At 62.1% G+C, this 24,462-nt stretch carries 13 protein-coding genes; 4 read left to right on the top strand and 9 right to left on the bottom strand.

Translation table 11 applies throughout. From position 1 onward, the window contains the following. Positions 1-870 precede the first annotated feature (870 nt). Both NKJ84_RS04755 and NKJ84_RS04750 read left to right on the top strand, forming a co-directional pair. Positions 871-1,647 carry a VOC family protein gene (locus NKJ84_RS04755; protein WP_352505552.1) on the top strand — a complete coding sequence of 259 codons (777 nt, stop codon included), beginning with the start codon at positions 871-873 and terminating at the stop codon, positions 1,645-1,647. A gap of 684 nt (positions 1,648-2,331) precedes the next feature. Beyond that, complete coding sequence (locus NKJ84_RS04750; protein WP_352505551.1) at positions 2,332-3,333, top strand: TIR domain-containing protein; 1,002 nt, start codon at positions 2,332-2,334, stop codon at positions 3,331-3,333. Positions 3,334-3,483: 150 nt separating this feature from the next. Here NKJ84_RS04750 and NKJ84_RS04745 read toward each other — a convergent pair whose 3' ends face one another. After that, positions 3,484-3,918 carry a hypothetical protein gene (locus NKJ84_RS04745; protein WP_352505550.1) on the bottom strand — a complete coding sequence of 145 codons (435 nt, stop codon included), beginning with the start codon at positions 3,916-3,918 and terminating at the stop codon, positions 3,484-3,486. Between the two features lie 260 nt (positions 3,919-4,178). Between NKJ84_RS04745 and NKJ84_RS04740 the strand changes: the two genes are divergently transcribed. Beyond that, the gene (locus tag NKJ84_RS04740; protein WP_352505549.1) at positions 4,179-4,571 is read left to right on the top strand and encodes a DoxX family protein; all 393 of its coding nucleotides are present in this window, start codon (positions 4,179-4,181) and stop codon (positions 4,569-4,571) included. A gap of 4 nt (positions 4,572-4,575) precedes the next feature. Here the strand turns inward: NKJ84_RS04740 and NKJ84_RS04735 are convergent, their stop codons facing one another. Continuing rightward, complete coding sequence (locus NKJ84_RS04735; RefSeq protein ID WP_352505548.1) at positions 4,576-7,017, bottom strand: GcvT family protein; 2,442 nt, start codon at positions 7,015-7,017, stop codon at positions 4,576-4,578. Between the two features lie 79 nt (positions 7,018-7,096). Further along, positions 7,097-8,635, bottom strand: a complete 1,539-nt coding sequence (locus NKJ84_RS04730; protein ID WP_352505547.1) for a trimethylamine methyltransferase family protein — start codon at positions 8,633-8,635, stop codon at positions 7,097-7,099. Between the two features lie 218 nt (positions 8,636-8,853). Here NKJ84_RS04730 and NKJ84_RS04725 point away from each other — a divergent pair, with 218 nt between their 5' ends. Continuing rightward, positions 8,854-9,444, top strand: a complete 591-nt coding sequence (locus tag NKJ84_RS04725) for a transglycosylase SLT domain-containing protein (RefSeq protein ID WP_352505546.1) — start codon at positions 8,854-8,856, stop codon at positions 9,442-9,444. 14 nt (positions 9,445-9,458) lie between these two features. Here NKJ84_RS04725 and NKJ84_RS04720 read toward each other — a convergent pair whose 3' ends face one another. The 6 genes from NKJ84_RS04720 to NKJ84_RS04695 all read right to left on the bottom strand — a co-directional run bounded on the left by NKJ84_RS04720 (position 9,459) and on the right by NKJ84_RS04695 (position 24,277). Beyond that, positions 9,459-11,882 (bottom strand): dipeptide ABC transporter ATP-binding protein, encoded by a 2,424-nt coding sequence (locus tag NKJ84_RS04720; RefSeq protein WP_352505545.1) that lies wholly within the window; start codon positions 11,880-11,882, stop codon positions 9,459-9,461. 79 nt (positions 11,883-11,961) lie between these two features. Continuing rightward, entirely contained in the window at positions 11,962-13,119 is a 1,158-nt protein-coding gene (locus NKJ84_RS04715; protein ID WP_254819057.1) for an ABC transporter permease, read from the bottom strand. Between the two features lie 12 nt (positions 13,120-13,131). Then, positions 13,132-14,166, bottom strand: a complete 1,035-nt coding sequence (locus NKJ84_RS04710; protein WP_352491082.1) for an ABC transporter permease — start codon at positions 14,164-14,166, stop codon at positions 13,132-13,134. 218 nt (positions 14,167-14,384) lie between these two features. Next, on the bottom strand, positions 14,385-16,037 hold the full coding sequence (locus NKJ84_RS04705; protein WP_352505544.1) for an ABC transporter substrate-binding protein: 1,653 nt from the start codon (positions 16,035-16,037) through the stop codon (positions 14,385-14,387). Positions 16,038-16,298: 261 nt separating this feature from the next. Next, on the bottom strand, positions 16,299-22,349 hold the full coding sequence (locus NKJ84_RS04700; protein ID WP_352505543.1) for a translocation/assembly module TamB domain-containing protein: 6,051 nt from the start codon (positions 22,347-22,349) through the stop codon (positions 16,299-16,301). Then, positions 22,349-24,277 (bottom strand): autotransporter assembly complex protein TamA, encoded by a 1,929-nt coding sequence (locus NKJ84_RS04695; RefSeq protein ID WP_352505542.1) that lies wholly within the window; start codon positions 24,275-24,277, stop codon positions 22,349-22,351. The genes NKJ84_RS04700 and NKJ84_RS04695 overlap by 1 nt, the downstream gene beginning before the upstream one ends. Positions 24,278-24,462: the final 185 nt, after the last annotated feature.

The raw sequence follows: 24,462 nt of genomic DNA, 5'->3' as shown, positions 1-24,462 counted from the left end.
ACTCGCTGAAACCTCTCGATAAAAACATGATAAATGCACTCATGTTTTTGAGCACCGTCCGTTGCGCCTCAATGGATGCGGCGCCCAGAATTGGCTACCAGTGGCGACAAGCTGTTCGAAAGCGCTTACGGGGCGGTAGGCGCTTGAGCATCGTGCGCGATTTTCAAACATTGGAGAAGGTGATGGACATTGTTCAGGAGGCGGTTCAGCGGTGGGAGCCTGTGGAAGATTTACCGCTGGCTGCCTGTCAGGTGTGACGTCTGAAATCCGACAACTACTTTGAATTGGCCGTCGAAGGCGACTTCTTCGTCGGGGCATCCGAACGAACCCTCAAGATCAACTTCCACGGAGTGCTAGCACTTTCGGCTCATGACGACATGTTGGGAGTGACCCATGTCAGCGCTAGCAGCTCAATCCCATTGATTGGCTCTGGCGGGCAAGCCTCCTATAGATGGCCCCTCCTCCGAGTCGAGAACTCGCACTGGTTGCGATCAATACCCGGGCCGACAGACGACTGTTCGCATTTCCTATTGCTCAGTCTCGAATGCACGGTAGAGGTGATTGCTCGTGAAGCCATAGCTGCTTGGATCTGACCCCTCGCTTCGCACCACGCCTTCCACAACCATTCCGGGCAGCGGGATAGGCCTTAGACTGGTGATGGTCCGCTCTGGTCAGGGAATGAGCGACATCCGGCGCATGGATCAACAACCCCTCGTTGACTGAGAGCAAAGTCGAAAACCGCAGGGCGCGCAACCCGGTAACATTTCCAATTTGCCGTCATCTTTTTTGGCCGCTGTCGGATTTTCGTCGTGAAGATCGTCCTAGAATGGATCGCGCATGATCGATGTACAAACCGCAAGGAGCACGACAATGCCACAGTCCCCCATGCCCTTCTTCTGGTACGAGCTGATGACCACCGATCTCGACGCCGCCGAGGCGTTTTACACCTCCGTGGTGGGCTGGAGGGGGCAGCCTTTCGAAGGGGCCCAGGGCATGCCGCGCTATATCGTCATGAATGTCGGCGAGCGCGGCGTCGGCGGGTTGATGACGCTGCCCGATGACGCGCGCAAGATGGGCATGCCGCCGGCCTGGGTCGGTTATATCCTCACCAGGGACGTCGATGCCGCAACGGCCTCCCTCAAGAAGGCTGGTGGCGCGGTTCACCGCGAACCCGACGACATTCCTGGCGTCGGCCGCTTCGCCGTCGTTGCAGACCCGCAAGGCGCGATGTTCAACTTCCTGCAGCCCAGCGGCCCCGACCAGCCGCCGCTACCGTTGGCGACCCCCGGCAACATCGGCTGGCATGAGCTCTACACGTCAGACTGGAAGGCGGCGTTCGATTTCTATTCCAGCCAGTTCGGCTGGGAGAAGGGCGACGCCATGGACATGGGTCCGATGGGCGTCTACCAGCTTTTCGCCTTCGGCGGCGAGCCCGTTGGCGGCATGATGAACAAGCCCGAGCAGATCCCGGCGCCGGTCTGGCAGTTCTATTTCAACGTGCCCGGCATCGACGCGGCAGCCAAGCGCGTCACCGACAATGGCGGCAAGATCCTGATGGGTCCGATGGAGGTCCCCGGCGGCAGCTGGATCGTACAGTGCACAGACCCGCAAGGTGCCCATTTCGCGCTGATGGCGCCGGTGCGGTAGGCGTCCTGACCAACCGAGTGCTGCTGCTGGATCATTCCAGCATCAGCACCGCAACTTTGAGACCGGCCTTTTTGGCGCCGCTGAGTTGGACGGTCGCCGCACCCGCCGCAAGCGTGAAACGCACGCTTTTGCGAATGCCAGGACAGGGTTTCACGCCGCTGAAATCGACCGAGCGACGGCATAGCCGTCCTGAACGACATCGACCCAGCCCTCGCCGGACAGGCTGATCTGGAGCTCGCCTCCGGCGGCACTGTCACGCTTGCCGTCGCGCCGAACGTGCCGGCTGCGGGCGTATGTTCCGGCGGCACGGCAAAGCTGATCGTATTAACCGGCACGAGTGCCAGTGACCTGCCACTGAACTGTCATCCAGTGGCGATTAGAGCCTTGGCCGTTCTGTTACGCCTCTTGGCGCGGCGTGCGCGGCCGCAAACAGCGCCTGCTCACGCGCAACCTGCCATTTAAAGGTGGCGCAGCATCATCGGCCATAGCAAAGCTGGTGCTTGCAAGGATTGCGAATAGGCTGATGACGATTTGTGAAATAAATCAACCCTAACCAATGAGCTTTGGCCTGATCGGCCAAGGTTTTTTCCTTGTGCTTTTTGTTAACGTGTCCCAAATCGGTTACGGTTCGTTCGGCGCTTCGTATATTGTTGCGCCTGAGGTTTTGGGCGAGGCATTGAAGTTATGCTTGAATTCAAATTGGCGCGAAAGCTTGTGCTCGGCGCTTGCAACATTTTGGCCTCGCTAGGCCATTCTGAGTTTGATCAACTCATATTGGAGATTGGGCTCGACGGTATAGATGCTGGGCGAGACAAGGGAGGCCGTCTCGCGCGTGCAATGGCGCTGGCAAGATTTGCGGTAGCTAACTCATCCGAATTGACTTTGGACGGGGAGCGGTTGGATATTTTTCTTGTCCAGAAAGCGGGGAACTTGGACAGGAACTATCCCAACGGAATTTTGAACGACGTCAGTGCTCAAAACCGCATGGATTTTTGGATCGCGTTGGACACCGAAGGTTTGAAGATGCTCGACGGCAAACTGGTGCCAAAGAATGCGGTAAGCACAGGACTGGGCACGAGAATTCTTTTTGGCGACCCGGTGCGAAGTGTTCGCAACGTTCACCCAGCGCTATTTGACAAAGCCGTTGGTCAACTCACCGCTGATCAGGTGCGCGATTTGGGCGCGGCTCTCGGCTCATCTACAGCGATGCCCGTTAAGGAGCCACCAGAAGTGCCACAACCTAAATCGCGGAAGGTGTTTGTCGTTCATGGACGCGACAAAAGTTCGCTGAACGAAGTCGAGGTGTTCTTGCGACGCCTCAAGCTTGAACCGATTATCCTTCACCGGAGTGCTAATGCGGGCAGATCGCTCCTGACGAAGTTCCAAGAGGTAGCCGAGGGTGCTTCGTTCGCCGTCGTTCTCATGATGCCGGAAGACGTTGGTGGCTTGGCGGGTGCAACCCCAGGAAAGCGAGCCCGACAAAACGTAGTGTTCGAGCTAGGATTTTTCATCGGCAAGCTCGAATCAAAGAACGTCTGCGCACTCATGGGCGAGGGTGTTGAGAGACCTTCAGACTTTGATGGCATCGGCTATGTGTCGTTCGGCGACGGCAAGAATTGGGAGCGCGAGTTAGCGAAAGAGCTTCGGGGAGCCGGAGTACCATTCGATCCGGGTGACGTTCTTTAGGCGAAATCTATCGTGCCCATGGCGGCGGTTCGCCCGCATTTCGCGCTGATCGCGCCGGGACGCTGAACCAGCCCGATACCTATCAAAATTGAACAGCCGCACCGCACCGTTGGTGCGATGCGAGCAAATGAATTGTCTCAGGGCGCAAAGTCATTCCGGCGCCAGCACCGCAACCTTGAGGGTCTCTTTCTTGGCGCCGCTGAGCTGGATAGTCGCCGGGCCGGCGGCCAGCTTAAAGCGCACGCTCTTGCGGATCCCCGGACGGGTCTTCATACCACTGAACCCCGCCGACTTCACGGCTTTGCCGTCCTGAACGACATCGATCCAGGCCTCATTAGACAGGCTGATCTGGAGCTCTCCCTCCAGGGGCACGGCCACGCTTGCCGTCGCGCCGAATGTACCGGCTGCAGGCGCACGTTCCGGCGGAACAGCAAAGCCGATCGTATCGACCGCTGCGAGCGTGAAATCCACCGCCTGCCCGATCGTCAGGGCACCGCCGGACTGTGCGGAGGGCAATGCCGGAAACAATGCCTGCTCGCGTGTCACCGGCCATTTGAAGGCATCACAGCCGGCGTCCCCGGCCATGGCGAAGCTGGTACCTGCAAGGATTGCGAATAGGCTGATGACGACTTTTTTCGTGGCGAAGTGAACCCACGTGTCTGGAGTATCTATGCATCAATACAACCATAGATATGTAAATGCAACCATAGAGAGAGCACATATGAAAGTCAGACTGGGGAATCATTTTCAATCACCGATTGTTGATGGCAGGCCATGGGAAGTGAGTAGTCCATTTCCGGGCGAAAATTTATGGCCGGTCCGGGAGGGGTAAAATGGAGTTTTAGATGAAGCTTTTTGACGGTCTTGCCAGATATCAGCCGCAGGCTTTGGCCGCATTGCGCATCATGACGGCGCTGCAGTTCATCGAGCATGGTACCCAGAAACTGTTCAATTTTCCCGTCAGCGATCACGCGGGCGCTCTGACCGGGCTGACGCTGACCGCTGCCCTACTTGAATTGGCCGGTGGCATCCTGCTGGCATTGGGGCTTTTGACCAGGCCGGTGGCGTTCCTTCTCTGCGGCGAAATGGCGATCGCCTATTTCATGGCGCACATGCCGCAGGGTTTCTTCCCGGTCAACAATGGCGGCGATTCGGCGATCTCGTTCTGCTTCATCTTCCTCTATCTGGTGTTTGCCGGCGCCGGCGCCCTGGCGCTGGACAACCGCCGCGGTGCCTGAAACGTCACCCACGCATCCGCTCGAAATTCGCGTCGAACAGCGGGATCGGCTGCATGCGCGCAGCGTGGCGTTTGCCCAGAAGCTCAATCTCGAAGCCGTCGGCTTCGTCGGCAATCTCTTTCGGCACATAGCCGATGGCGACGGACTTTTTCGAATGATGCGCGTAGCCGCCCGACGTGACCCAACCGCGCACGGCACCGCCGTACCAGATTGGCTCGTCGCCGATGACGTCGGCATCGACAGTATCGACGACAAAGGCCCGCAGCCGCAGTCTGCCGCCTTGCTTGCGCTCGGCCAACGCCGCTTGCTTGCCGATGAAATCGGCTTGCTTGCCGTAGGCGACGAAGCGGTCGAGCCCGGCTTCCAACGGTCCATAGATCGGCCGGTATTCGCGCGCCCATGAGCCGTAATTCTTCTCAAGTCGTAATGCGTTGAGCGCGCGCGAGCCGAACAGGCCGATGCCGAATTCCTCCCCCGCGGCCATCAGCGTCTGATAGGCGGCGCGCTGATATTCCGGCGCGACCCAGATTTCGTAGCCGAGATCGCCGGTGTAGCTGACCCGCCCGACCAGGCATGGCGCCATGCCGACGTCCATTTTGCTGATGGCCATGAACGGAAAGGCCGTATTCGACACGTCCGACCGTGTGACCTTTTCAAGAAGGTTCCGCGCGGTCGGCCCGGCGATCGACAGGCCGGTGAGTTTTGCTCCCAGCGCCTCGATGCTAACAGAGCCGTCCTTCGGCAGATGCGCTTCGAACCAGCGCATGTGGTACTGCTCGGCGACACCGCTGCCGGCCAGGAACCAATCCTTACTTGCAGAATTTGGACCGCCGAGGTTGGCCAGCGTGAAATCGCCGATCAACCTGCCGTCTTCCTTCAGCATCGGCGCTAGCGTCATGCGGCCGGGCCTTGGCAATTTGCACGCGAGCATACTGTCGAGCCAGGTTGCTGCGCCCAAACCGGTGACTCTGTATTTGGCGAATGACGAGATTTCCGACAGACCAACGCGTTGCCGAACTGTCTCCACTTCTTTCGCGACATGCTCGAAGTCGCTCGAGCGGCGCCAGGAGAATTCGTCCTTGACCCCTTCGGGCGCATACCACAGCGGCACTTCCAGCCCATAGGCGACGCCCCATTGCGCGCCCTCGGCCGACAGCAGATCATAGACCGGCGTCGTCTTGAGCGGTCGCCCAGCCGGCAACTCCTCGTTCGGGAAGCGGATCGAAAACCGCCGCGAATAATTCTCGCGCACCTTGGCGTTGGTATAGGCCATCGTCGCCCAGTCGCCGTAGCGCGACACATCCATCGCCCAGATGTCGGCGCCGGGATCGCCCTCGATCATCCAGTTCGACAGCGCCAGGCCGACGCCGCCGCCCTGCGAGAACCCCGCCATGACACCACAGGCCACCCAGAACCCCGGCAGGCCGCGCACCGGCCCGACCAGCGGATTGCCGTCCGGCGCGAAGGTGAAGGGTCCGTTGATGATCTGCTTGATGCCGGTGTTCTGGAATGCCGGGAAATGCCGGAAGCCAACCTCCAGCGACGGTGCGATGCGGTCGATGTCGGGTTCGAGCAGTTCGTGGCCGAAATTCCATGGCGTCTGGAACTCGGACCATGGCTTGTTGGCCTTTTCGTAAGTGCCCATGAGCATGCCGCCGCGCTCCTGACGCAGATAGAGCTCCCCGTCGAAATCGACTGCATGGATGATCTCGGTACCGGTCTTCTGGTTCCAGGCGGCGACTTCCGGCATGTCCTCGGTGATCAGGTACATGTGCTCCATCGCCAGCACCGGCAGCTCCAGCCCGACCATGCGGCCGACCTCGCGCGCCCACAGGCCGCCCGCGTTGACCACATGCTCGGCCACCACCTCACCCTTGTTGGTGATGACACGCCACAACCCGTCGGCGCGCCGCACAATGTCCTCGACCTTGGTGAAACGCTCGACCTCGGCACCAAGCTTCCTCGCCGCCTTGGCGTAGGCATGGGTAACGCCGGACGGATCGAGATGACCGTCCTCCTTGTTGCGCACGGCACCGACGAACTGCTTGGGATCGAGCAACGGCATCAGCTCGGCCGCCTCGTCAGGCGATATCTCCTCGAGCTCGATGCCGAGATAGCGGCCCTTGGCGACGACGCCGCGCAGCCAGTCGAGCCGCGCCTCCGTCGCTGCCAGCAAGACGCCGCCAGTCAAATGCACGCCGGTCGCCTGGCCGGACAGTTCCTCGATCTCCTTGTAGAGCGAGATTGTGTATTTCTGCAGCTTGGCGACATTGGGATCGCCATTGATGGTGTGCATGCCGCCGGCGGCGTGCCAGGTCGAGCCGGAGGTCAATTCATCGCGCTCCAGAAGCACGATGTCGGTCCAGCCGTGCCGGGCCAGATGGAACAGCACGGAGCACCCGACGACGCCACCACCGATAACCACGACCTTTGCATGCGATTTCATGGGATTCTCTCTGACGTCAACGAGTTGGATGGAAACGATGAATTCGGGGAGGAGCCCCACGAGCGCGAGCCTTCGATCATCACGGCTCGCTTTGCCCGATCGCTTCCTTGCGCTTGGCCACGTATGCCTCCAGCGCTTCGCGCCTGGAGATTTCCATCACCGGCTCGACATAGTCCTCCAGCGCCTTCTTCCAAAGCCTCGTCGCCCGCGCCGTGGCATCGAGCCCGCCAGCCTCCTGCCAGGCCTCGAAATTTTGCCAGTTGGACAGCATAGGCTGGTAGAAGGCCGTGGCGTAGCGCTCCAACGTGTGCGGCTCGCCGAAGAAGTGGCCGCCGGTCGGTACCGCACCCAGAGCTTCGACGGCGAGCTCGGCCTCGTTGACTTCGATCGGGCGCAAAAACTCCATCATGTGCTGGATCATCTCGACGTCGATGATGAACTTTTCGAACGACGCAGTCAGCCCGCCCTCCTGCCAGCCGGCGGCGTGGTAAATGAGGTTGCCGTGGCCGAGCACCGCGCCCCACAGCGCCATCAGCGTCTCATAGGCGCCTTGCGCGTCGGCGGCATTGGAAGCCGAGCCCGGCGTCGTGCGGTAAGGCAGCTTGTAGCGCCGCGCCAACTGTCCGGACGCTATATTCGCCTTGGTGTTTTCAGGCGTGCCAAAAGCCGGCGCTCCCGATTTCATATCGACATTGGAGGTGAAGGCGCCATACATCACCGGCGCGCCGGGGCGGACGAGCTGCGTCAGCACCACGCCGAACAGCGCCTCGGCATTCTGCTGGGCGAGCGCGCCGGCAAGCGTCACCGGGCTCATCGCCCCCATCAGTGTGAATGGCGTTACCGCCACCGACTGGCCGAACTCGGCCATTGTCATCAGCCCCTCGGCCATCATCTCGTCGAAGCGGCGCGGCGAGTTGACCGAAATGATCGTGGTGACGCCGGGATCGTCGCGCATCCCGTCAGGCGTCAGTCCGCGCGCGATTGCCATCATTTCGATGCCGTCGAGCGCCCTGCCGCGACCGATGGCCGAGACGTGAAAGCTTTTGTCGGTCAGTGTCAGATTGGCGAAATAGGTGTCGAGGTGACGGGAATTCGCCGGCAATTCCACCGGCGCGCAGACCTGGTTGCCTAGCATGTGGATGCAGTTGAAATGCTGCGCCAGCCGGACGAGATCGGAATAATCGCGCAAATTGCCGGCACGGCGGCCGCGCTCCATGTCGTGCACATTCGGCGGCCCGGCGACAAGCGTGAAGTTGATGGTATTGCCGCCGAGGTGGACGGCATGGGCGGGATTGCGCGGCGTAAGCGTATAGCTGGACTGCGTCGTCTTCAGCGCTTCCTCGATCATGCCGCGATCGATGCGGACGTTCATCGAGGCATGATCGACCTTGGCCCCGGCCTTCTCGAATAGCCACAGTGCCCGCAGGCTCATCACCTCGATGCCGAAATTCTCCAAAATATGCATAGAGGCTTCATGGATCGCCTCGATCTGGTCGGCCGAGAGCATCGCCATCGGCGGATAAGGGTTTGTCACCCGCCTGAGCGGCAGTTGTGGGATGGCGGTCGGTCCCCTGTTGCTGGTTCGCTCGGCGCCGCGCTTGCGTCTTGGTTCGCTCATGCGGCGCATCAAAGCGCCGGCATGAGCATCGGGCTGTCAAGAATCCGCCACCTGCGGGCGTGATTTTAGCCAAGGCGCCATTGTGAGAATTTCACGTCGGTAAAAGCGACAGCAAACGTCGGAATATTTATACCTGTTCAGTGTCGGCCAAAGCGGCCGATGAGCCGTTAAGGAAGACAGCAAGATTCCTTTTATGTTTTCGGCCTAATGCTTTTCCAATGCGTAGGTCGAGTTTTAGTAAAATTGTAGCGATTGCCGTGCCGCTGGCGCTTTCGGCCTGCGCGACGCCGCCGAACCACATCAACGATGTGTGCGCCGTTTTCGACCAGAATGACGGCTGGTTCGACAATTGGCAGGCGGCGGCACAACGCACCGAGCAGAAGTACGGTGTGCCGGTTCCCGTGCTGATGGCGACGGTGCGCAAGGAGTCCGGCTTCAAGAGCAATGCCAGGCCGCCGCGCACCAAGCTGCTGGGCTTCATTCCCTGGAAACATATCTCCAGCGCCACCGGCTTCTCGCAGGCACTCGACGGGACCTGGGCGCAATACCAGAACGAGACCGGCAGCTGGGCGGCGCGCCGCACCAGGTTTGCCGATGCCGTGGATTTTGTCGGCTGGTATCATTCCAAGACCGCCGACACGCTCGGCGTCGCCCGCAACGACACATACAATCTGTATCTCGCCTACTATCTCGGCTGGAATGCCTACAAGCGCGGCAGTCGCGGCGACGCCGACGTGCAGCGCTATGCGCACGCCACGGAGCAGATGGCGCAGGACTACGCCGCTCAGCTACGGCAATGCGCGCCCTAGCCTACTAACGGCTCTCAGCCGCCCTTGGGTTTGCGTGGCTTGCGCGTGGCGTCGTCCGCCTGGCGGCCGTCGCCGACTGTCGGCGGCATGATTGGTGCCGACGCGCTATCGGCAGAGCTTGAGGTGCCGCCGGTCTCTGAAACCTCGTCGCGAACCTCATGACGGCGGGCTTTGGCGACCGCTTCTCCATTCTCCGCTACCTCGCCCTCGGCATCAGCTTCCGCGCTGCCGGTCTTGCCGTGTGGACGCTTGGGCGGATCACCGGCAAAGCCCGGACCAGTACCGTGCGACGCATCGTCCGGCACGCCCTCATTCGCGGCGTGCTCCTTGTCGAATTTGATCACCGGCTCCATTTTCGCCAGCACGTCGTCGGCCAGCCAGCACAGGCTCATATGGCCGTCGCCGAGATGCTTGACCGGCGGCACCTTGGTTTCGCAAAGATTGTCCGGCACCAGCTTCTTATAGCCGCAGCGCGTCTGGAACGGACAGCCCGAGGGCGGGTTCATTGCCGACGGAATGTCGCCTTCAAGCACGATGTGCCTTTTCACCACGCTGGTGTCGGCGATCGGGATCGCCGACAGCAGCGCCTCGGTGTAGGGGTGATAGGGCGGCGAAAAGATCTGGTCGGTCGTGCCTTGCTCGACGATATAGCCGAGATACATGACGACGACGCGGTCGGCGATGTAGCGCACCACCGACAGATCGTGGCTGATGAACAGCATCGTCGTCTTGTTCTTGCGCTGGATATCCATCAGCAGCTCGGTCACCGCCGCTTGCACTGACACATCCAATGCCGAGACCGGCTCGTCGGCCACCACCACCTTGGCGTCGCCTGCAAAAGCCCGCGCCACGCCAATGCGCTGTTTCTGGCCACCTGAAAGCTGGCGCGGCTTGCGCGACTCGAACGCCCTCGGCAGCTTCACCAGGTCGAGCAACTCCAGCATCCGCTTGCGGCGGTCGGCCACCGTGTTGCCGACATTGAACTTTTCCAGCGTACGGATGATCTGCGAACCGACCGAATGGCTGGGATTGAGCGTGTCGAACGGATTTTGGAACACCATCTGGATCGACGACACCGTGTCGACGCTGCGCTTCTCGATCCCGGTCGACTGGATCTCCTTGTTGCCGAGCTTAACGCGGCCGGAGCTTGCCGTTTCGAGGCCGAGCAGCACCTTGGCCAGGGTCGATTTTCCGCAGCCGGATTCGCCGACGATAGCGACGGTCTCGGATTCGCGGGCCATGAAGGAGATCGTCTCGTTGGCCTTGACGACGCGGCCCTCGCTCGAGCCGAACACTTCGCTGCCGCCGACCTTGTAATACTTCCTGAGGTCTTCGATCTGGAGCACCGGCGCACCGGGCACCACGCGCTCGTTGACCTTCTTGGCGCCGGGCGGCAGCGCCTCCCAGTCGATCTCGTTGAAGCGCACGCAGCGCGAGAAATGCCCGTCATGGCCTTCGACCGCGATCATCGGAATTTCGGCGGCGTTGCAGACGCCCTCGACGAAATGGTGGCAGCGCGGGCCGAAATTGCAGCCCTTCGGCCGCTCGTGCGGCAGCGGCAACTGCCCCGGGATCGAGATCAGCGGCCGCGAATTCTTGTCGGCGCCGGGCAGCGGGATCGAGCGGAACAGGCCTTGCGTGTAGGGATGGCGCATCCGGTCGAAGACGTCCTTGATCTTGCCGGTCTCCACCGCTTCGCCCGAATACATCACCGTAATGCGGTCGCAGGTCTCCAGGATCAGCCCGAGATTGTGCGACACGAAGATCATCGAGGTGCCGAACTTCTCGCCCAGCCCCTTGACCAGGTCGACGATGCCGGCTTCCACCGTCACGTCGAGCGCTGTCGTCGGCTCGTCGAGCAGGAGCAGCGCCGGCTTCGACAGCAGCGCCATGGCAATGACGATGCGCTGCTGCTGGCCGCCCGAAAGCTGGTGCGGATAGGAACGCATCATGCGTTCGGGATCCGGCAGCTTCACCGCGCGCACCATTTCCAAGGCGCGTTTATAAGCTTCGTCCTTCGACACCTTGTCGTGGATCAGTGGCACTTCCATCAGCTGCTGGCCGACCTTCATTGCCGGGTTCAGACTGGCCATCGGCTCCTGGTAGATCATCGCGATCTTGTTGCCGCGGATGGCGCGCAGTTCCTCATCGGACAGTTCTCCCATGTCCTTGCCCTGGAACTTGATCTTTCCGCCGACGATCTTTCCGATGTTGGAGAGGTCGCGCATGATGCCGAGCGACACGGTCGACTTGCCGCAACCGGATTCGCCGACAATGCCCATTGCCTCGCCGGGCATGACGGTGCAGGAAAAATCCATGACCGCCGGGATCTCGCCCTTACGGGTGAAGAAGGAGATCGACAGGTTCTCGATCTCGATGATCGGCTCATTGGTCGGCCCACTGGTCGGCTTGGCGGGATTTCGAACTGCCTCATTCATGGGTCGCTCCAATCCTTGTTCTTCAGGCACGTCGGGCCGAACCCGGCATCGGTCTTCCCGGCGTCAATCTTTCCCGGCATCAATCTTTCATAGACTGTTCGCGCAGCGAATCCGCCAGGAGGTTGAGGCCGAGCACGAACGACATCAACGCGATCGTCGGCGGCAGCGCCGGGTGGATGAAGGAGCGCAGCAGCCGGCTTGCATCCTTGATCGCCGTGCCCCAGTCCGGGCTTTCCGGCGCTAGTCCCAGCCCGAAATAGCCGAGCGTGCCGAGCAGGATCGTAGTGTAGCCGATGCGCAGGCAGGCGTCGACGATCAGCGGCCCGCGCGCATTGGGCAATATCTCCCACAGCATGATGTACCAGGGCGATTCACCGCGCGTTTGAGCCGCCGCAACATAGTCGCGCGTTTTGATGTCCATGACCAGGCCGCGCACGATGCGGAACACGCCCGGGCTGGAGGCGAACACCACCGCCACGAAGATGTTGAGCTGGTTGGGATCGATGTGGATGATTTTGAACGGATCGGCATCGAAGACAAGGCCGGCATAGATCCAGCCGCCAAGCACCAACGTCAGGCCAAGCAGGATATAGAGGCGGTCGGGACGGTTCTTGTAGCGCGTCCAGAACAACACACTGAAGAAGATGATCGGAAACAGGAAGAACAGCCCTGCCATCGCGTAGGGGATCGGCGTGTCCATGATGCCCGGCGTCACCAGCAGGTAGAACAGCAAGATCACCGGGAAGGCCAGCACAAGGTTTGCGAGGAAGGACAGCACCGTATCGATCCTGCCGCCATAATAGCCGGCCGGCAGGCCGAGCGTAATACCGACCATCAGCGCAAAACCGGTCGCCGCCGGCGCGATGATCAGCACGATCTGACTGCCATAGACCATGCGGGAGAACACGTCGCGGGCGAGCTTGTCGCCGCCGAAATAGTATACAAGTTTCGACGCCGGCTCGATCGCGCCCGGCAGCGCGTCCTTCATGATCGGCACCTGGGCAAGCGGATCGAAGGGCGAGATGGTCGACGCGAAGATCGCCGTAAACAGCCAGAACAGGCAGATGCCGACGCCGACGATGCCGACGCCGCTGTCGAAAAGCTGGCCGTAAAGGCCTAGTTTCTTCTTGTAGCCGAAGCTCGCTCCCATCACCAGGGCAAGAGCGATCCAGACCGGCCAGAAGCGGGCAAGCACGCCGAGTACGACGTTGAGGGCGCTGAGATATTCGACCTGCATCCGCCCGGTCTCCTATTGAACTCTGATGCGCGGATTGAGGAACGCGTAGCCGACATCGGAGATGAGCTGTGTGATCAAGACGATAAACACCGAGACCAGCGAGCAGCCGAGCAGAAGATCGATGTCGTTGTTGCCGGCAGCCTCGACCAGCGTGTAGCCGAAACCCTGGTATCGGAACATCACCTCGACGATAACGACACCGGTGAGCAGCCAGGGAAACTGCAGCATGATGACCGTGAACGGTGCGATCAGCGCGTTGCGCAGAGCGTGCTTTATCACCACGCTGCCGAAGGAGAGGCCCTTCAGCCGGGCGGTTCGGATATATTGCTGTGTCATCACCTCCACCATCGAGGCGCGGGTCATGCGGGCGATGTAGCCGATGCCGTAGATCGCCAGCGTCATTACCGGCAAGGTGAAATTGTAGAAGGTGATGCCCTGGCTGGCCGAGGCCGCCGAACCGTTCAGCACGCCGAGCCAGGAGGCGAAGATCACGGTGAAGATGACGCCCGAAACGTATTCGGGCGTCGCCGTCGAGGCGATCGAAGCCACCGACAATGTACGGTCGGTGCGTGAGCCCTCGCGCATGCCGGCGAGAATGCCGATCAAAAGCGAGATCGGCACCATTACGGCCAGCACGCAGAGCATCAGGATGCCGGTGGCGCTGAGCGCCGGAAAGAGTTTCGAAGCGACCGTCGTCTTGAACTTGGTCGAGCATCCGAAATCGCCTTGCAGGATGCCGGAGAATGTCGGCACGACCGGATCGTTGCAGAAGGAGAAACGCTGTGCGGGCTTGCCGGTCGCCGGGTCGGTCACCGGCTGCTTTGGCATGATGCCCAGCCATTGGCCGTAGCGGACAAAGAAATTCTGCCGATAGCCATGGTTGACCAGCCAGGCCTCAAGTTGCTCGGCGGATGTGTGCATTTCGGTCTGGCTGATCGCCAGCTTCTTCAGATTGGGCCCGAGATTGACCAGGAAGAAGACGATCATCGTCAGGCACAGCATCGTCAATGCCATGGTGCCGAGACGCCTGATAACGAAAGAAAGCATGGCGGTCCCCTGCCGGTCGGGTTGGGGGTTGGAACCGGTTTGCAAGCCGCCCTGCCGCCAGCGGCAGAACAAGCCTTCAGACCAGTCCCAGATGCAATACCCTTTTATTGCAGACCCCGGCCGAAGAGTCCGCAACTTTTTGCTGCGCCGACTTCCGGTCCATGGATCATGCAAAGAGCGACGGAAAGGGGCGAGACGCCCCTTTCCGGATCGTCCGGTCAGGCCTGCTCGAGCCAGACCTTGCCATAGTCGCGCTCGAAGGTCGGGTGCATCTTGTAGTTCTGCACCGCCTTGACCGAATGGCTGTAGAGCTTGCGCCAATAAGGCTGGATGATAATGCCGGAATCCTGCAGGATCTGCTCGATATCCTTCATCATTTCCTTGCGCTTGGCGGCGTCGGCGACTGCGAGCGCAGCGTTGAGCTTGGCATCCCACTCCGGATTCGACCAGGCCGTCTCGTTCCAGGCTTCACCTGTGCGGTAGCCGATCGCCAGAACCTGGACGCCGAGCGGCCGCATGTTCCAGTTGGTCATCGACAGCGGATACTTCGTCCAGTCGTTCCAGAAGGTCGAACCCGGCAGCACCGTACGCTTCACCTTGATGCCGGCGTCCCGCATCTGCGCGGCGATCGCATCGCCTGTATTCTTGTGCCAGTCCTCGTCGACCGTGATCAGCTCGTGCTCGAAATCGGCCTGGCCGGCTTCCGCCATCAGCGCCTTCGCCTTGGCCGGGTCGCGAGCAATCTTCGGCAGTTCGTAGTATTCCGGATGGATCGGGGCGACATGGTGGTTTTCGGCAACCGTGCCGGCATTGCCGTAGCCGAGCTGGAGGACGACATTGTTGTCGACCGCGAGCTGCAGGGCGTTGCGAACCTTCTGGTCGCCATAAGGCTTGTTGGTCACATTGGTGCGGCAGACGATCGTCGAGGCGGTGACGATCTCCGACTTCACCAGGTCCATGCCGTCGAGGATCGACACATAGTCGGCCGACGTCTCGAAATTGGTGTGTACCTCGCCTGCTTCGAAGGCGCTGACCATGGCCGCCGGATCGGTGCCGTAGTCGACGAACTCGATGCCGTCGAGGAAGACCTCACCATCCCACCATTTGTTATCTTCGCGGCGCTTGTAGACCACTTTCTGGCCGACATCGTAGGAGACCAGCTCGAACGGCCCAGTGCCGATCGGGCAGGACTTGAAGTCGCCGCCTTTTTCATCGAACGTCTTGTGGACGATGAGGCCGGGATAGTCGCACACGTTGGGAATGAGGGCGATATCCGGCTTGCTGAGCGTCAGCTTGATCGTGTGGTCGTCGACCTTGGTCACCGCGCTCTCATCCAGTTTGTCGTCCTTGACCAGCGAACCGAGGCGACCCGGCATGGAATTGCCTTCGGCCTTCTTGTCGGCCCAACGCTTGAGGTTGAAGATGACGTCGTCTGCGGTGAACGGATCGCCGTTGTTCCAGGTGACGCCTTTGCGCACATGCAGCGTGTATTCGGTAGCGTCGTCATTCACGTCCCAGCTCTCCAGCAGATAGGGGCGGAATGTGTATTCGGTGGTATATTTGACCAGCGGCTCGAGCGCCTGGCGCTCGGCATTGGCGATTTCCGACCAGTCGGCCTTGCGCGGATCCTTCGGATCCTTGATCCATTGCGCGACCTTCAACACGCCGCCTTTCTTGCCCTGGACCTCTTCCGCTTTGGCCGGCGTCGGGTCTGCAAGGCCAAGCATGCCATAGGCCATCGCCGTCGAGGCTCCGAAGACGCTGGCGAGAGCCAGAAATTCGCGACGATCCATCTTGCCTGCCTTGGCGTCTTCGGCCATGGCCAGGATGTGATCGGGAACGCGGTCGCCGTTACTCTTGTAGATCGTCATGACTAACTCCCATTGTTGGCTTTCTGCCTTTTAACATTCCGCATCCGCGCCATGATGTCAAAGACGGCACGGATTGGGAACATGCCAAGGAATGTGCAACTTTGGAAGCAGGCCGGTTCGCGCGTTAACGACAGTCTTGGCGCAAATTTGCTAGTGCGCCAGGGATTTCGCCCGAAATCTCCACGGGCAATTAAACCGGGACATTTGCTGCTGCGCCGCTCGTTCATCGGGCAACCAGCTGTTCTGCGCGAACGGCCGGTTTCAATATTCCCGTTCGTAGAAAACACCGCCTTTGGCTTCGCCGGCGTCGGTTGCCTCACCACGCAGCTTGACGCCGCGCCCAACGTCGAGATCGACGGTTGCCTTGCCCGAGCCCGGCCTGTCGCCCTTCTGGATCGTCACGTAGGTGCGGTCGTTGAGATACTTGCCCGCCGAGACGGCGGTGCCGCCCTCTTCGTCGGTGATCACGTCGAGGTCGTCGACGCCGATCGCGCTGCGCAGGTTCTGCAGCAGGGAGGTCGAGCCGCCGATGCCGGCCAGTTGTCCGGCAGCCTCGGCAAGCTGAGCGATCTGCAGCGGCGACAGGTTCGACATCGAACGGCCGAAGATCAGCTGCGCCAGCACCTCGTCCTCCGGCAGCGCCGGTACCGAGGAGAAGGTGAATTTCGGGTTGGTCGCCTCGCCCGACACCACGATGGTCACGGTGGCGCTGGTCGTCTTCGATTGCGCCGTGAGATTGAGGTAGGGCACCAGAGAGCCGGAAAAGCCGACCGTGCCTTCGGTGAAGGTCAGCCGCTTGGCAAGGATCGTCAGCCGACCGCGCCGCAAGGTGAAGGTGCCGACCGCCTGGGGTGACGATGCCGGGCCGGTCAGCCGCAACGACCCGCCGAGTTCGGCGTCGACGCCCCTGCCCTGGATGAAGATCTGGCTCGGCGCATTGACCGTGACGTCGAGAATGAGGCCGCTGCCGCCGCCACCGCTGCTTGCAGCGGCCGGGCGCAACGCCTTGTCCTGCGCACGCACGGCGGCCGGCGCATTCTTGTGCTTGACGTTGAGCTCGGCCAGCGAGCCGGGCAGTTTTTCGGGTACGGTGATGACGGTCTTGGCCAGGTTGACGGTACCGGAAATCATCGGCGCGGAGGTGAGCGGCCCCTTAACGGTCAGGTCGCCGCCAAGATTGGCGGTGACTACCTTGCCGTCGGTATAGCGGCCGTCGACAAGCTTGATCGACAGATCGGCCGGAAAACCCTTAGCCGGATCGATGCCGACGGTGCCGCTGGCCGAAAGGCTGCCGCGCGTCGACAGCGTGCCGGTCAGTCGATTGATCCTTGCCACGCCGCCACCGACGGCGACATCGGCAGTGATGTCGTTGATCGCAAGCCCCGAACGCGCGTCGAGCAGGCGGGCGCCTGACGTGCGGACCGTGCCTGAGATCACCGGCGACGTCGCCGGGCCGCGTACCTGTATATCGACGTCGGCCGTGCCGCTCAGGGACAAGCCTTGCGCGGCGAGTGTCCTGGTGAGGAATGCGAACGGCACCTTGCCGGAAAAGTTGAGATCAAGGGTGGGCGCGCCTGATGTCGTCATCGTGCCGCCGCCCTTGAGACCGAGGCCGGCGGCATCGCTCATGTTGGCGTCGAAGGTCAGTCTGTTGCCCGAATACGTACCTGAGGATAAAACGCCCATGGCGCCGAAGCCTGCACCACGGGTCTGCGACGTCTGAACGCCTGCTGCATCGATCTTGAAAGCAACGGCCGGATTGGCCGGCGCACCCGTCACCTTCACCGTGCCCGAGATGGAACCGGCGGCATCGAGGCCCGGCGAAAAACTGTTGGCTATCGAGATCGGGACGCGGGCCAGCGTCGCGTTGAGGTCGAGCGCCTGCCCAGCTTTGCCCGTGACCGTCGCCGTGCCGCCGCCGAGGTTGAGCACCAGCCTGTCGAGGCTGGGCACTCCATTCGCGATGTTGATGGTCGAGGCCTGGGCGATAGCCGCCTTGATGCCGCGGATGGTCGCCTCGCCGGAGGCAAGTTCGACCGTCGTCGTGCCGTTGACCGCCTTGACCCGCCCACCGGCTTTCAGCGGAATATCCTTGACGGTGGCGCCACCGGAAAAACCGGTCCATTCGCCGTCGCGCTTGAGATCGACGTCGACGCCACGGATAACCGTGCCGCCGGAGGTCACGCTGTCGGCACGGATTTTGCCCGAGATCACCGGTGCCGCCAGATAGTTGGCGATCAGCGCATCGATGCTCACGGCCTTGGCCGAGACATCGCCGCGCGAGATCGAGCCCGTCATCGCCTTGACGGCGACCTGCGGCACGGCGCCCGCCTTGGAGAAGGCGATCGTGCCGCGCACATCGCCGTCGGCCTTTTCCAGTGCCAGGGCAGCAAGCGGACCGATATCGGGCAGGTCGAGCGCTACCGTGCCGACCGGGACGAAGGCATCGTCGAGCGCCAGGTCGCCGGAAATACGGTTCTTGCCCAGCGACAGCAAAAGCCCATTGATGGCGCGTTTGCCGTCCGATGTCGCCAGCACGGCGCTGCCCTGCAGCGGTTGACCCGCGACGTTTCCGGTGAGTTGCACATTCGCAGCCGGGTTGGCGGCATCAGCCTTGCCGGTGGCAGTGAGCTTCAGGCCAGTGATCTCGCGCGCCGCGACCGAAAGCCTGTCGCTGTTGACAGTCAGGGACAGATCCGGCGCAGTGCTGGCGCCTTGCGCATTCAGCGCGAAAGAGATGGCGCCTTTGGCGTCCTTGGATACCAGCGAGACGTCGCCCAGCGCGCCTTTGACGTCGGCGCTGAGCTTGTTGGCGGCAAGGCTCGCCTGCCCGTCTGCCGTTAGCGAACCGGACGACAGCCTGACGGCGTTGGCGGTGACATTGCCGTTGGCGTCTCGCTTCAGCGCGGCACTGAGTTGTGTTCGCGCGGCGAGCACGCCACGTACCGCCGCCGGCAGCGCCGCCGACGCGGCATCCGCCTTGAGATTTAGATCGATGGCGCCGTCGGCCAGCGAGACCCGCCCGTTGAAGCCGCTGTTCAACGCGTCGCTGGTCACTGTGCCGCTATCGATGATGACAGCGTCGGCGGCAAGGCTGCCGGCGAGTTTGGCAGTGACCTTGCCGGCGATCAGCGGTGCGACTGTCGGATTGTCGATGCCGATTTTTTCAGCGGTCACGGTGCCGGAGATCGGCCCGCTCCGGGCTTTCACGTCGAAGCGATCGGAGTGCAGCGCCAGCGTGATGCCCTCGACCTTAGCCAGATTGGTGGCGGCCGATGGCAGCGTCGCGGAGATGTCGAGCTTCGGCTGCGTGCCCTGCCCGGCCGCCTTTAGCGATATCGCCTGCAGCTCGAGCTTGATCGGACTTGCCTTGCTGCCGAACGACAGCGGCAGGCTCGGACCGGTCGAGGCGAGGTCGAGCGAGAAATCGCTGGCGCCGTTCGGATTGATGGTGCCGGCTGCCTTGCCGGAGATTTTCTCGCCGGCAAGCGTCGCCTGCTCGATGGCCAGGCCGCTGACCGAGGAGAAGCGGCCTGCCGCATCGAGATCGAGCGGCCCGAGCCCGGCCCGCCGGGTCTGGTTGGTTTCGGCGCCGCTGAGCCGGGCGTTGAAACGGACGTCGGGGGCAGCCGACGATCCCGTGACCTGCGCGGTGCCGCTGAGCGCGCCCACGGCATCGAGACCCGGTGAAAAATCATTGGCAAGCGCTGCCGGCACCGCCGACAAGGTGGCAGCGAGATCGAGCGTCTGGCCAGCCGTACCCGACACGGCAACCGAACCGCCGCCGACACCGAGCGCCAGGTTCTCAATGCTCACCATGCCATTGGCGATTGTCAGCGCCGACGGCTGTGCGATCGCTGCCTTGATGCCGCGGATGATTGCCTCGCCCGAGGCAAGCTCGATGCTGGTGATGCCGTTCGCGATCCTGACCCGCCCGGCCGCGCTGGCCGGAATGCCGGCGACCGTGGCGCCGCCGCTAAAGCCGGTCCAGTCGCCGTTGCGCTTCAGGTCGACATCGATGCCGCTGATCACCGTGGTTCCGGAAGTGATCATGTCGGCCTTGACTTTGCCGGCGATCGCCGGGGCTTTGAGATAATTGGCGACCAGCGCGTTGACGGCGATTGTCTTGGCCGCCAGTTCGCCGCGCGAAATCGCGGTGCTCGTCGCATCGATCGCGACCGTCGGTGCTCCATTGTCGTTGGCGAAGCGGATCGTGCCACGCACGTCGCCGGCTAGCGTTTGGCCGGCAAGTCTGGCCAGCGGGGCAATATCGGCGGCATCGAGGGCCAACGTGCCGAGCGGCAGCAGGTTGTCGTCGAGCCCGAGGTCGCCGGAGACCTTGTTGTCGGCCAGCGAGACGGCAAGTCCATTGATGGAGCGCTTTCCGTCGGTCGTGACCAGCGATGCCTTGAGGTCGAGCGGCTGGTCGTCGACCGAGCCGGTCAGCGAGACATCGGCGGCGGGACTGGCGATATCGGCCTTGCCGCGCGCGCTCAGCTTGATCTGCTTCACCGCATGGCCGGACGCCGTCAGGCTGTCGCTGCTGGCCGAAACCGAGAAGTCCGGCGCGGTGCGCGCACCGCTTGCGGTCAGCGCGAAATCGACTGCGCCGCCGACCTTCGCGCCAACCAGCGGCGACAGCACCGACACGTCGCCGAGCGTTCCTTTGATATCGGCTCGGATATCGGTGCCCTGCGCGCTGGCGGTGCCGCTGGCGTTGAGCGTGCCGGAGGTGAGCTGCAGTGCATTGGCGGCAAACGCACCGTCCGGGTCGCGGGTCGCGGTTGCGGAAAACTGCACGCGCTGGCCGAGAACCGAACTGATCTGCGGCGGCAGCGCCGTCGAAGCCGCGTCGGCATTCATCTTGAGCGTCATCGACAGATCGGCCAGCACCACGGTGGCCGTTACGGACGCATTGAGCGCGTCGCTGCGCAGCGTGCCTTGGTCGACGACGACCTGGTCCTTGCTGACGGAGCCGGCGAGACCGGCGCTGACCCTGCCCGTTATCAGCGGCGCCAACGTCGCAACGTCGGTGTTCAGGCCGGCCGCCGTCAGCTTGATGGTGACAGGCCCGCTACGGTTCTGGATGTCGAAACCATCCGAATGCACTTGCCCGATCAGGTCGTCCACCCGCGTGCCGCCCGCCACCACCGAGACCAGCGACGCGCCGATATCGACCATCGGCGCCTTGCCATCGCCGAAAGCGCGGGCCGTGGCGTCCTTGATCGCCACGGTTATCGGCTGCGCCTCGCTGCCGAGACTAAGCACGATCGGCGGCCCCTTTGCGGCGAGCTTAACGGAAAGATCGCTGGCACCGTTCGGATCGACAGTGCCGGCGGCCGTCGCGTGCACGGCATCGCTGTCGATATTGGCGCGCTCCACGTCGACGCCGCCGGCCGCGGTCGCTGTGCCGGCGAGGTCGAAGCTGGTCTTGCCGGCAAACAGCGGCTTCAGATTTTCGGGCAGGAAGCGCTCGAACTCGCCGTCACCCTTGGCCTCGACATAATGACCCTTGTTCGTGAGCTGATGACGACCGGTAAGCTGGGTGACGATCCGGCGATCGACGACAAAGGTCCCGATGCCATTCCAGTTGGCGAGCGGTCCGGTGCCGGAAACGACAATCTCGACCGGCGGCGCGCCCGGCAGCTTGAGCAGGTTGGCGATGATGCCGCCGGCCGGCTCGGATGCCCTCAAGTCGAGGTCGAGCTTGTTGTCGGCCGGCGCGAATTGGGCTTTGGCGTCGACCGTGCCTTGCTTGCCGTCATGGCGAACGATGTTGAGATTGGTCTCGATAGCCAACGGCGAGGCATCCGCCTTGAGCGCTCCCTTGGCTGCGAGCTCGGCAACACCGCTGCCGGCCAGAGCCTGCCCGAGTGCGATTTCGGGAAGGTCGAGCTGCTTGACATCGATGGAAACCGGCAGCGTGGTCGCCCCGCTTTGGCGCGGCTGTGTATTGGCCATCGGCAGCCTTGCCAACTCGATACGCTCGGCCCCAATGCGATCGGCGCTGAAGCTCTTCGACAGGAGTGCCAGCGGCGACCAGTCGACGGCCACCTTGCGCGCCACCATCCAGGCGCCTTCGCGATCCTCCAGAACGACATGATCGACCCTCAGCGCGCCCGACCAGATACCGTCGATGCCGACGACAGTGACCTTGCGATCACTGGTCGAGGCCATGGTCGAGATGATGCCGGCAAGGTTTTCGCGGCCGCGCTCGGTCTTGGTCAGCACGACGAGCGCCCCCACCGCCGCTGCCACGACGATGAGCAGCGTGTAGAAAAGGATACGAAGGATGCGCCTGAATATTGCCATCAGAATGCCTGGCCGATGCCGGCATAAATGCCGAAATGAGGATCGTCGGGGCCGCGGTTGAGCGGCACTGCCGCGTCGATGCGGAGCGGCCCGAACGCCGTCAGATAGCGCAAGCCTACACCCGCGCCGACCTTCATGTCCGAAAAATCGGGAACCTGCCTCGTCGACACCGTGCCGGCATCGACGAACGGCACAACGCCGATCTTGTCGGTGACGGCGATGCGCATCTCGACCGAGGTCTCGAAGAAGGAAAGCCCTCCGATCGGCTCTCCATTGCTGTCCTTCGGGCCGATGCCTTGATAAGCATAGCCGCGCACCGAACCGCCGCCGCCTGAGTAGAAGCGGCGATCTGCCGGAACATCTTGAAGACTGGCGCCGATGATAGAGCCGATGGCGACACGTTCGGCGAAAACGAATTTCGAGGCCGAATCGAGCGACTGGTAGGCCGACCCCTCGCCCTTCAGCTTGACAAAGGCAGCCCCGCTCAAAATGTCGTAGCTCGGCTCGGCATAGGCCAGCACCCTGAAGCCCCGGGTCGGATTGAGCTTGCTGTCGCGATTGTCGTAGACATATTGCAGTGGAATGCTGGCGATCAGATAGGTGTGCTTGCCGAAAGCGTCGTGGATCCTCGAATAATCCAGCGCGACTTGCGCGGAAACCGTCTGCTTCTTGTCGAGTTCGTAGGATAGGCCGGTACTGCCCTTGACCGAGAAATGGTCATAGGCGTCGGGGTGCTCCAGCACAGCATTGACGCTGGCAATGAATTTCGACGCCGGCCCGACCACGCCCGGCTTTTCGAACATGACGCCGGCATTGTAATTGAGCTGGGTCAAGTCGTTGCTGCCGATGCCGCTGATCTTGCCGTCGATGCGCAGCTTTTCGGCGCGGCCAAACAGATTGCGATGCCCCCAATAGCCTTCGAGGCCCAGCCCTTCGGTGTTTGAGAAGCTGCCGCCAATGCCGAAATAGCGCGGCTTGCGTTCGCTGACCTGGACACCGATCGGGACATTGCCCTCGGCGTCGAGGGCGTCGGCTTCCTTCACCGTCACGCTGTTGAAGACCTCGAGGCCGAGCAGCCGGTCGCGTGCATCGTCGATCTCATCGGGCGAATACTGGCGGCCACGCTTCAGACCGGTCATATATTCGGTGAAGTCGCGGTCGACCTTTTCGGTACCCTCGACAGTGGTGTCGCCATAGCCGGCGACCGGGCCGGCCGCGACGGTGAGCGTCACGTCGAGCGTCGAACCGGTGTGCTCGGCGACGATCTCGCGGCCCGTCACCTTGGCCAGCGGCCTGCCTTCTTGCTTGAGTGCCCGCACGATCGCCGCCTCGGCCTTGAGCACGGCGCCCGAACTGGCGTCACCGCCGGCGATCAGACCGAAATCGGCACTTGCCAGCCCCGCTGCATCGCCTTTCAGTCTGATGTTGCCAAGCGTGAATTTCGGCCCGGCCGCTATGCTTATCACCACCGGAATCGGCTGCGGGCCGGAAAACTCGGCATCGGGCGGCAGATCGTCGAGCGGCTTGCCCTGAATAGTGATGGTGACGACCCCCTCGTAGCGGGCGTCCGCGTAGAGCGCGGCGACAAGTTGCTCACGGTCGCTGCGCGCCTTGGCCAAAAGACCCAGCGAACCTGATACCGGGTGTTCCTCGTCGGCTTTCAGCGCCGAGGCGTTTTCGAGCTTCTCGGCGAGATCCTTGTCGGCGTCGGGCGTCTCGATCGTCACGGCATAACGCAGCGGGTCAACGATGTCGGCATCTTCGTCCTTCGACGATCCCCATAGCTTGATGCCGAAAATCTCGAAGGCTGCCGCATTTCCGGTCTCGACAATAAGTACCGCCGAGCACAGCAAGGCGAAAAGCAGGGCGCGCGAAAGCGCGCGCCGTTGCGCGGTTCCTCCCGACATCTGCCTTTCATACGCCGGCATTACGCTCCTAGCCTAGCTCGCAAACCTAAAATTGGAATGAAGTTCTGAAGCACTCGTAAAGGGGCCACAATCCAATTGCTGAAATAGACAGGGCTTGGAACTCACACCTTCTGCGTCGCCGCAAGAAAGCGTGATCCCCTGTCCTATGGAGCTACTACCGGTCATCGGCCGGAAAGCAAACCGTT

Source organism: Mesorhizobium sp. M0048, from assembly GCF_040323405.1.
GTDB lineage: Bacteria > Pseudomonadota > Alphaproteobacteria > Rhizobiales > Rhizobiaceae > Mesorhizobium.
The sequence above is the reverse complement of the archived record's forward strand: the minus strand, read 5'-3'. Positions and strand labels throughout refer to the sequence as shown.

Excerpts from the sequence above, each read along its gene's own strand:
- NKJ84_RS04755 (WP_352505552.1), top strand. The coding sequence starts at position 871 with ATGCCACAGTCCCCCATGCCCTTCTTCTGGTACGAGCTGATGACCACC.
- NKJ84_RS04750 (WP_352505551.1), top strand. The coding sequence starts at position 2,332 with ATGCTTGAATTCAAATTGGCGCGAAAGCTTGTGCTCGGCGCTTGCAAC.
- NKJ84_RS04745 (WP_352505550.1), bottom strand. The coding sequence starts at position 3,918 with ATGGCCGGGGACGCCGGCTGTGATGCCTTCAAATGGCCGGTGACACGC.
- NKJ84_RS04740 (WP_352505549.1), top strand. The coding sequence starts at position 4,179 with ATGAAGCTTTTTGACGGTCTTGCCAGATATCAGCCGCAGGCTTTGGCC.
- NKJ84_RS04735 (WP_352505548.1), bottom strand. The coding sequence starts at position 7,017 with ATGAAATCGCATGCAAAGGTCGTGGTTATCGGTGGTGGCGTCGTCGGG.
- NKJ84_RS04730 (WP_352505547.1), bottom strand. The coding sequence starts at position 8,635 with ATGAGCGAACCAAGACGCAAGCGCGGCGCCGAGCGAACCAGCAACAGG.
- NKJ84_RS04725 (WP_352505546.1), top strand. The coding sequence starts at position 8,854 with ATGCGTAGGTCGAGTTTTAGTAAAATTGTAGCGATTGCCGTGCCGCTG.
- NKJ84_RS04720 (WP_352505545.1), bottom strand. The coding sequence starts at position 11,882 with ATGAATGAGGCAGTTCGAAATCCCGCCAAGCCGACCAGTGGGCCGACC.
- NKJ84_RS04715 (WP_254819057.1), bottom strand. The coding sequence starts at position 13,119 with ATGCAGGTCGAATATCTCAGCGCCCTCAACGTCGTACTCGGCGTGCTT.
- NKJ84_RS04710 (WP_352491082.1), bottom strand. The coding sequence starts at position 14,166 with ATGCTTTCTTTCGTTATCAGGCGTCTCGGCACCATGGCATTGACGATG.
- NKJ84_RS04705 (WP_352505544.1), bottom strand. The coding sequence starts at position 16,037 with ATGACGATCTACAAGAGTAACGGCGACCGCGTTCCCGATCACATCCTG.
- NKJ84_RS04700 (WP_352505543.1), bottom strand. The coding sequence starts at position 22,349 with ATGGCAATATTCAGGCGCATCCTTCGTATCCTTTTCTACACGCTGCTC.
- NKJ84_RS04695 (WP_352505542.1), bottom strand. The coding sequence starts at position 24,277 with ATGCCGGCGTATGAAAGGCAGATGTCGGGAGGAACCGCGCAACGGCGC.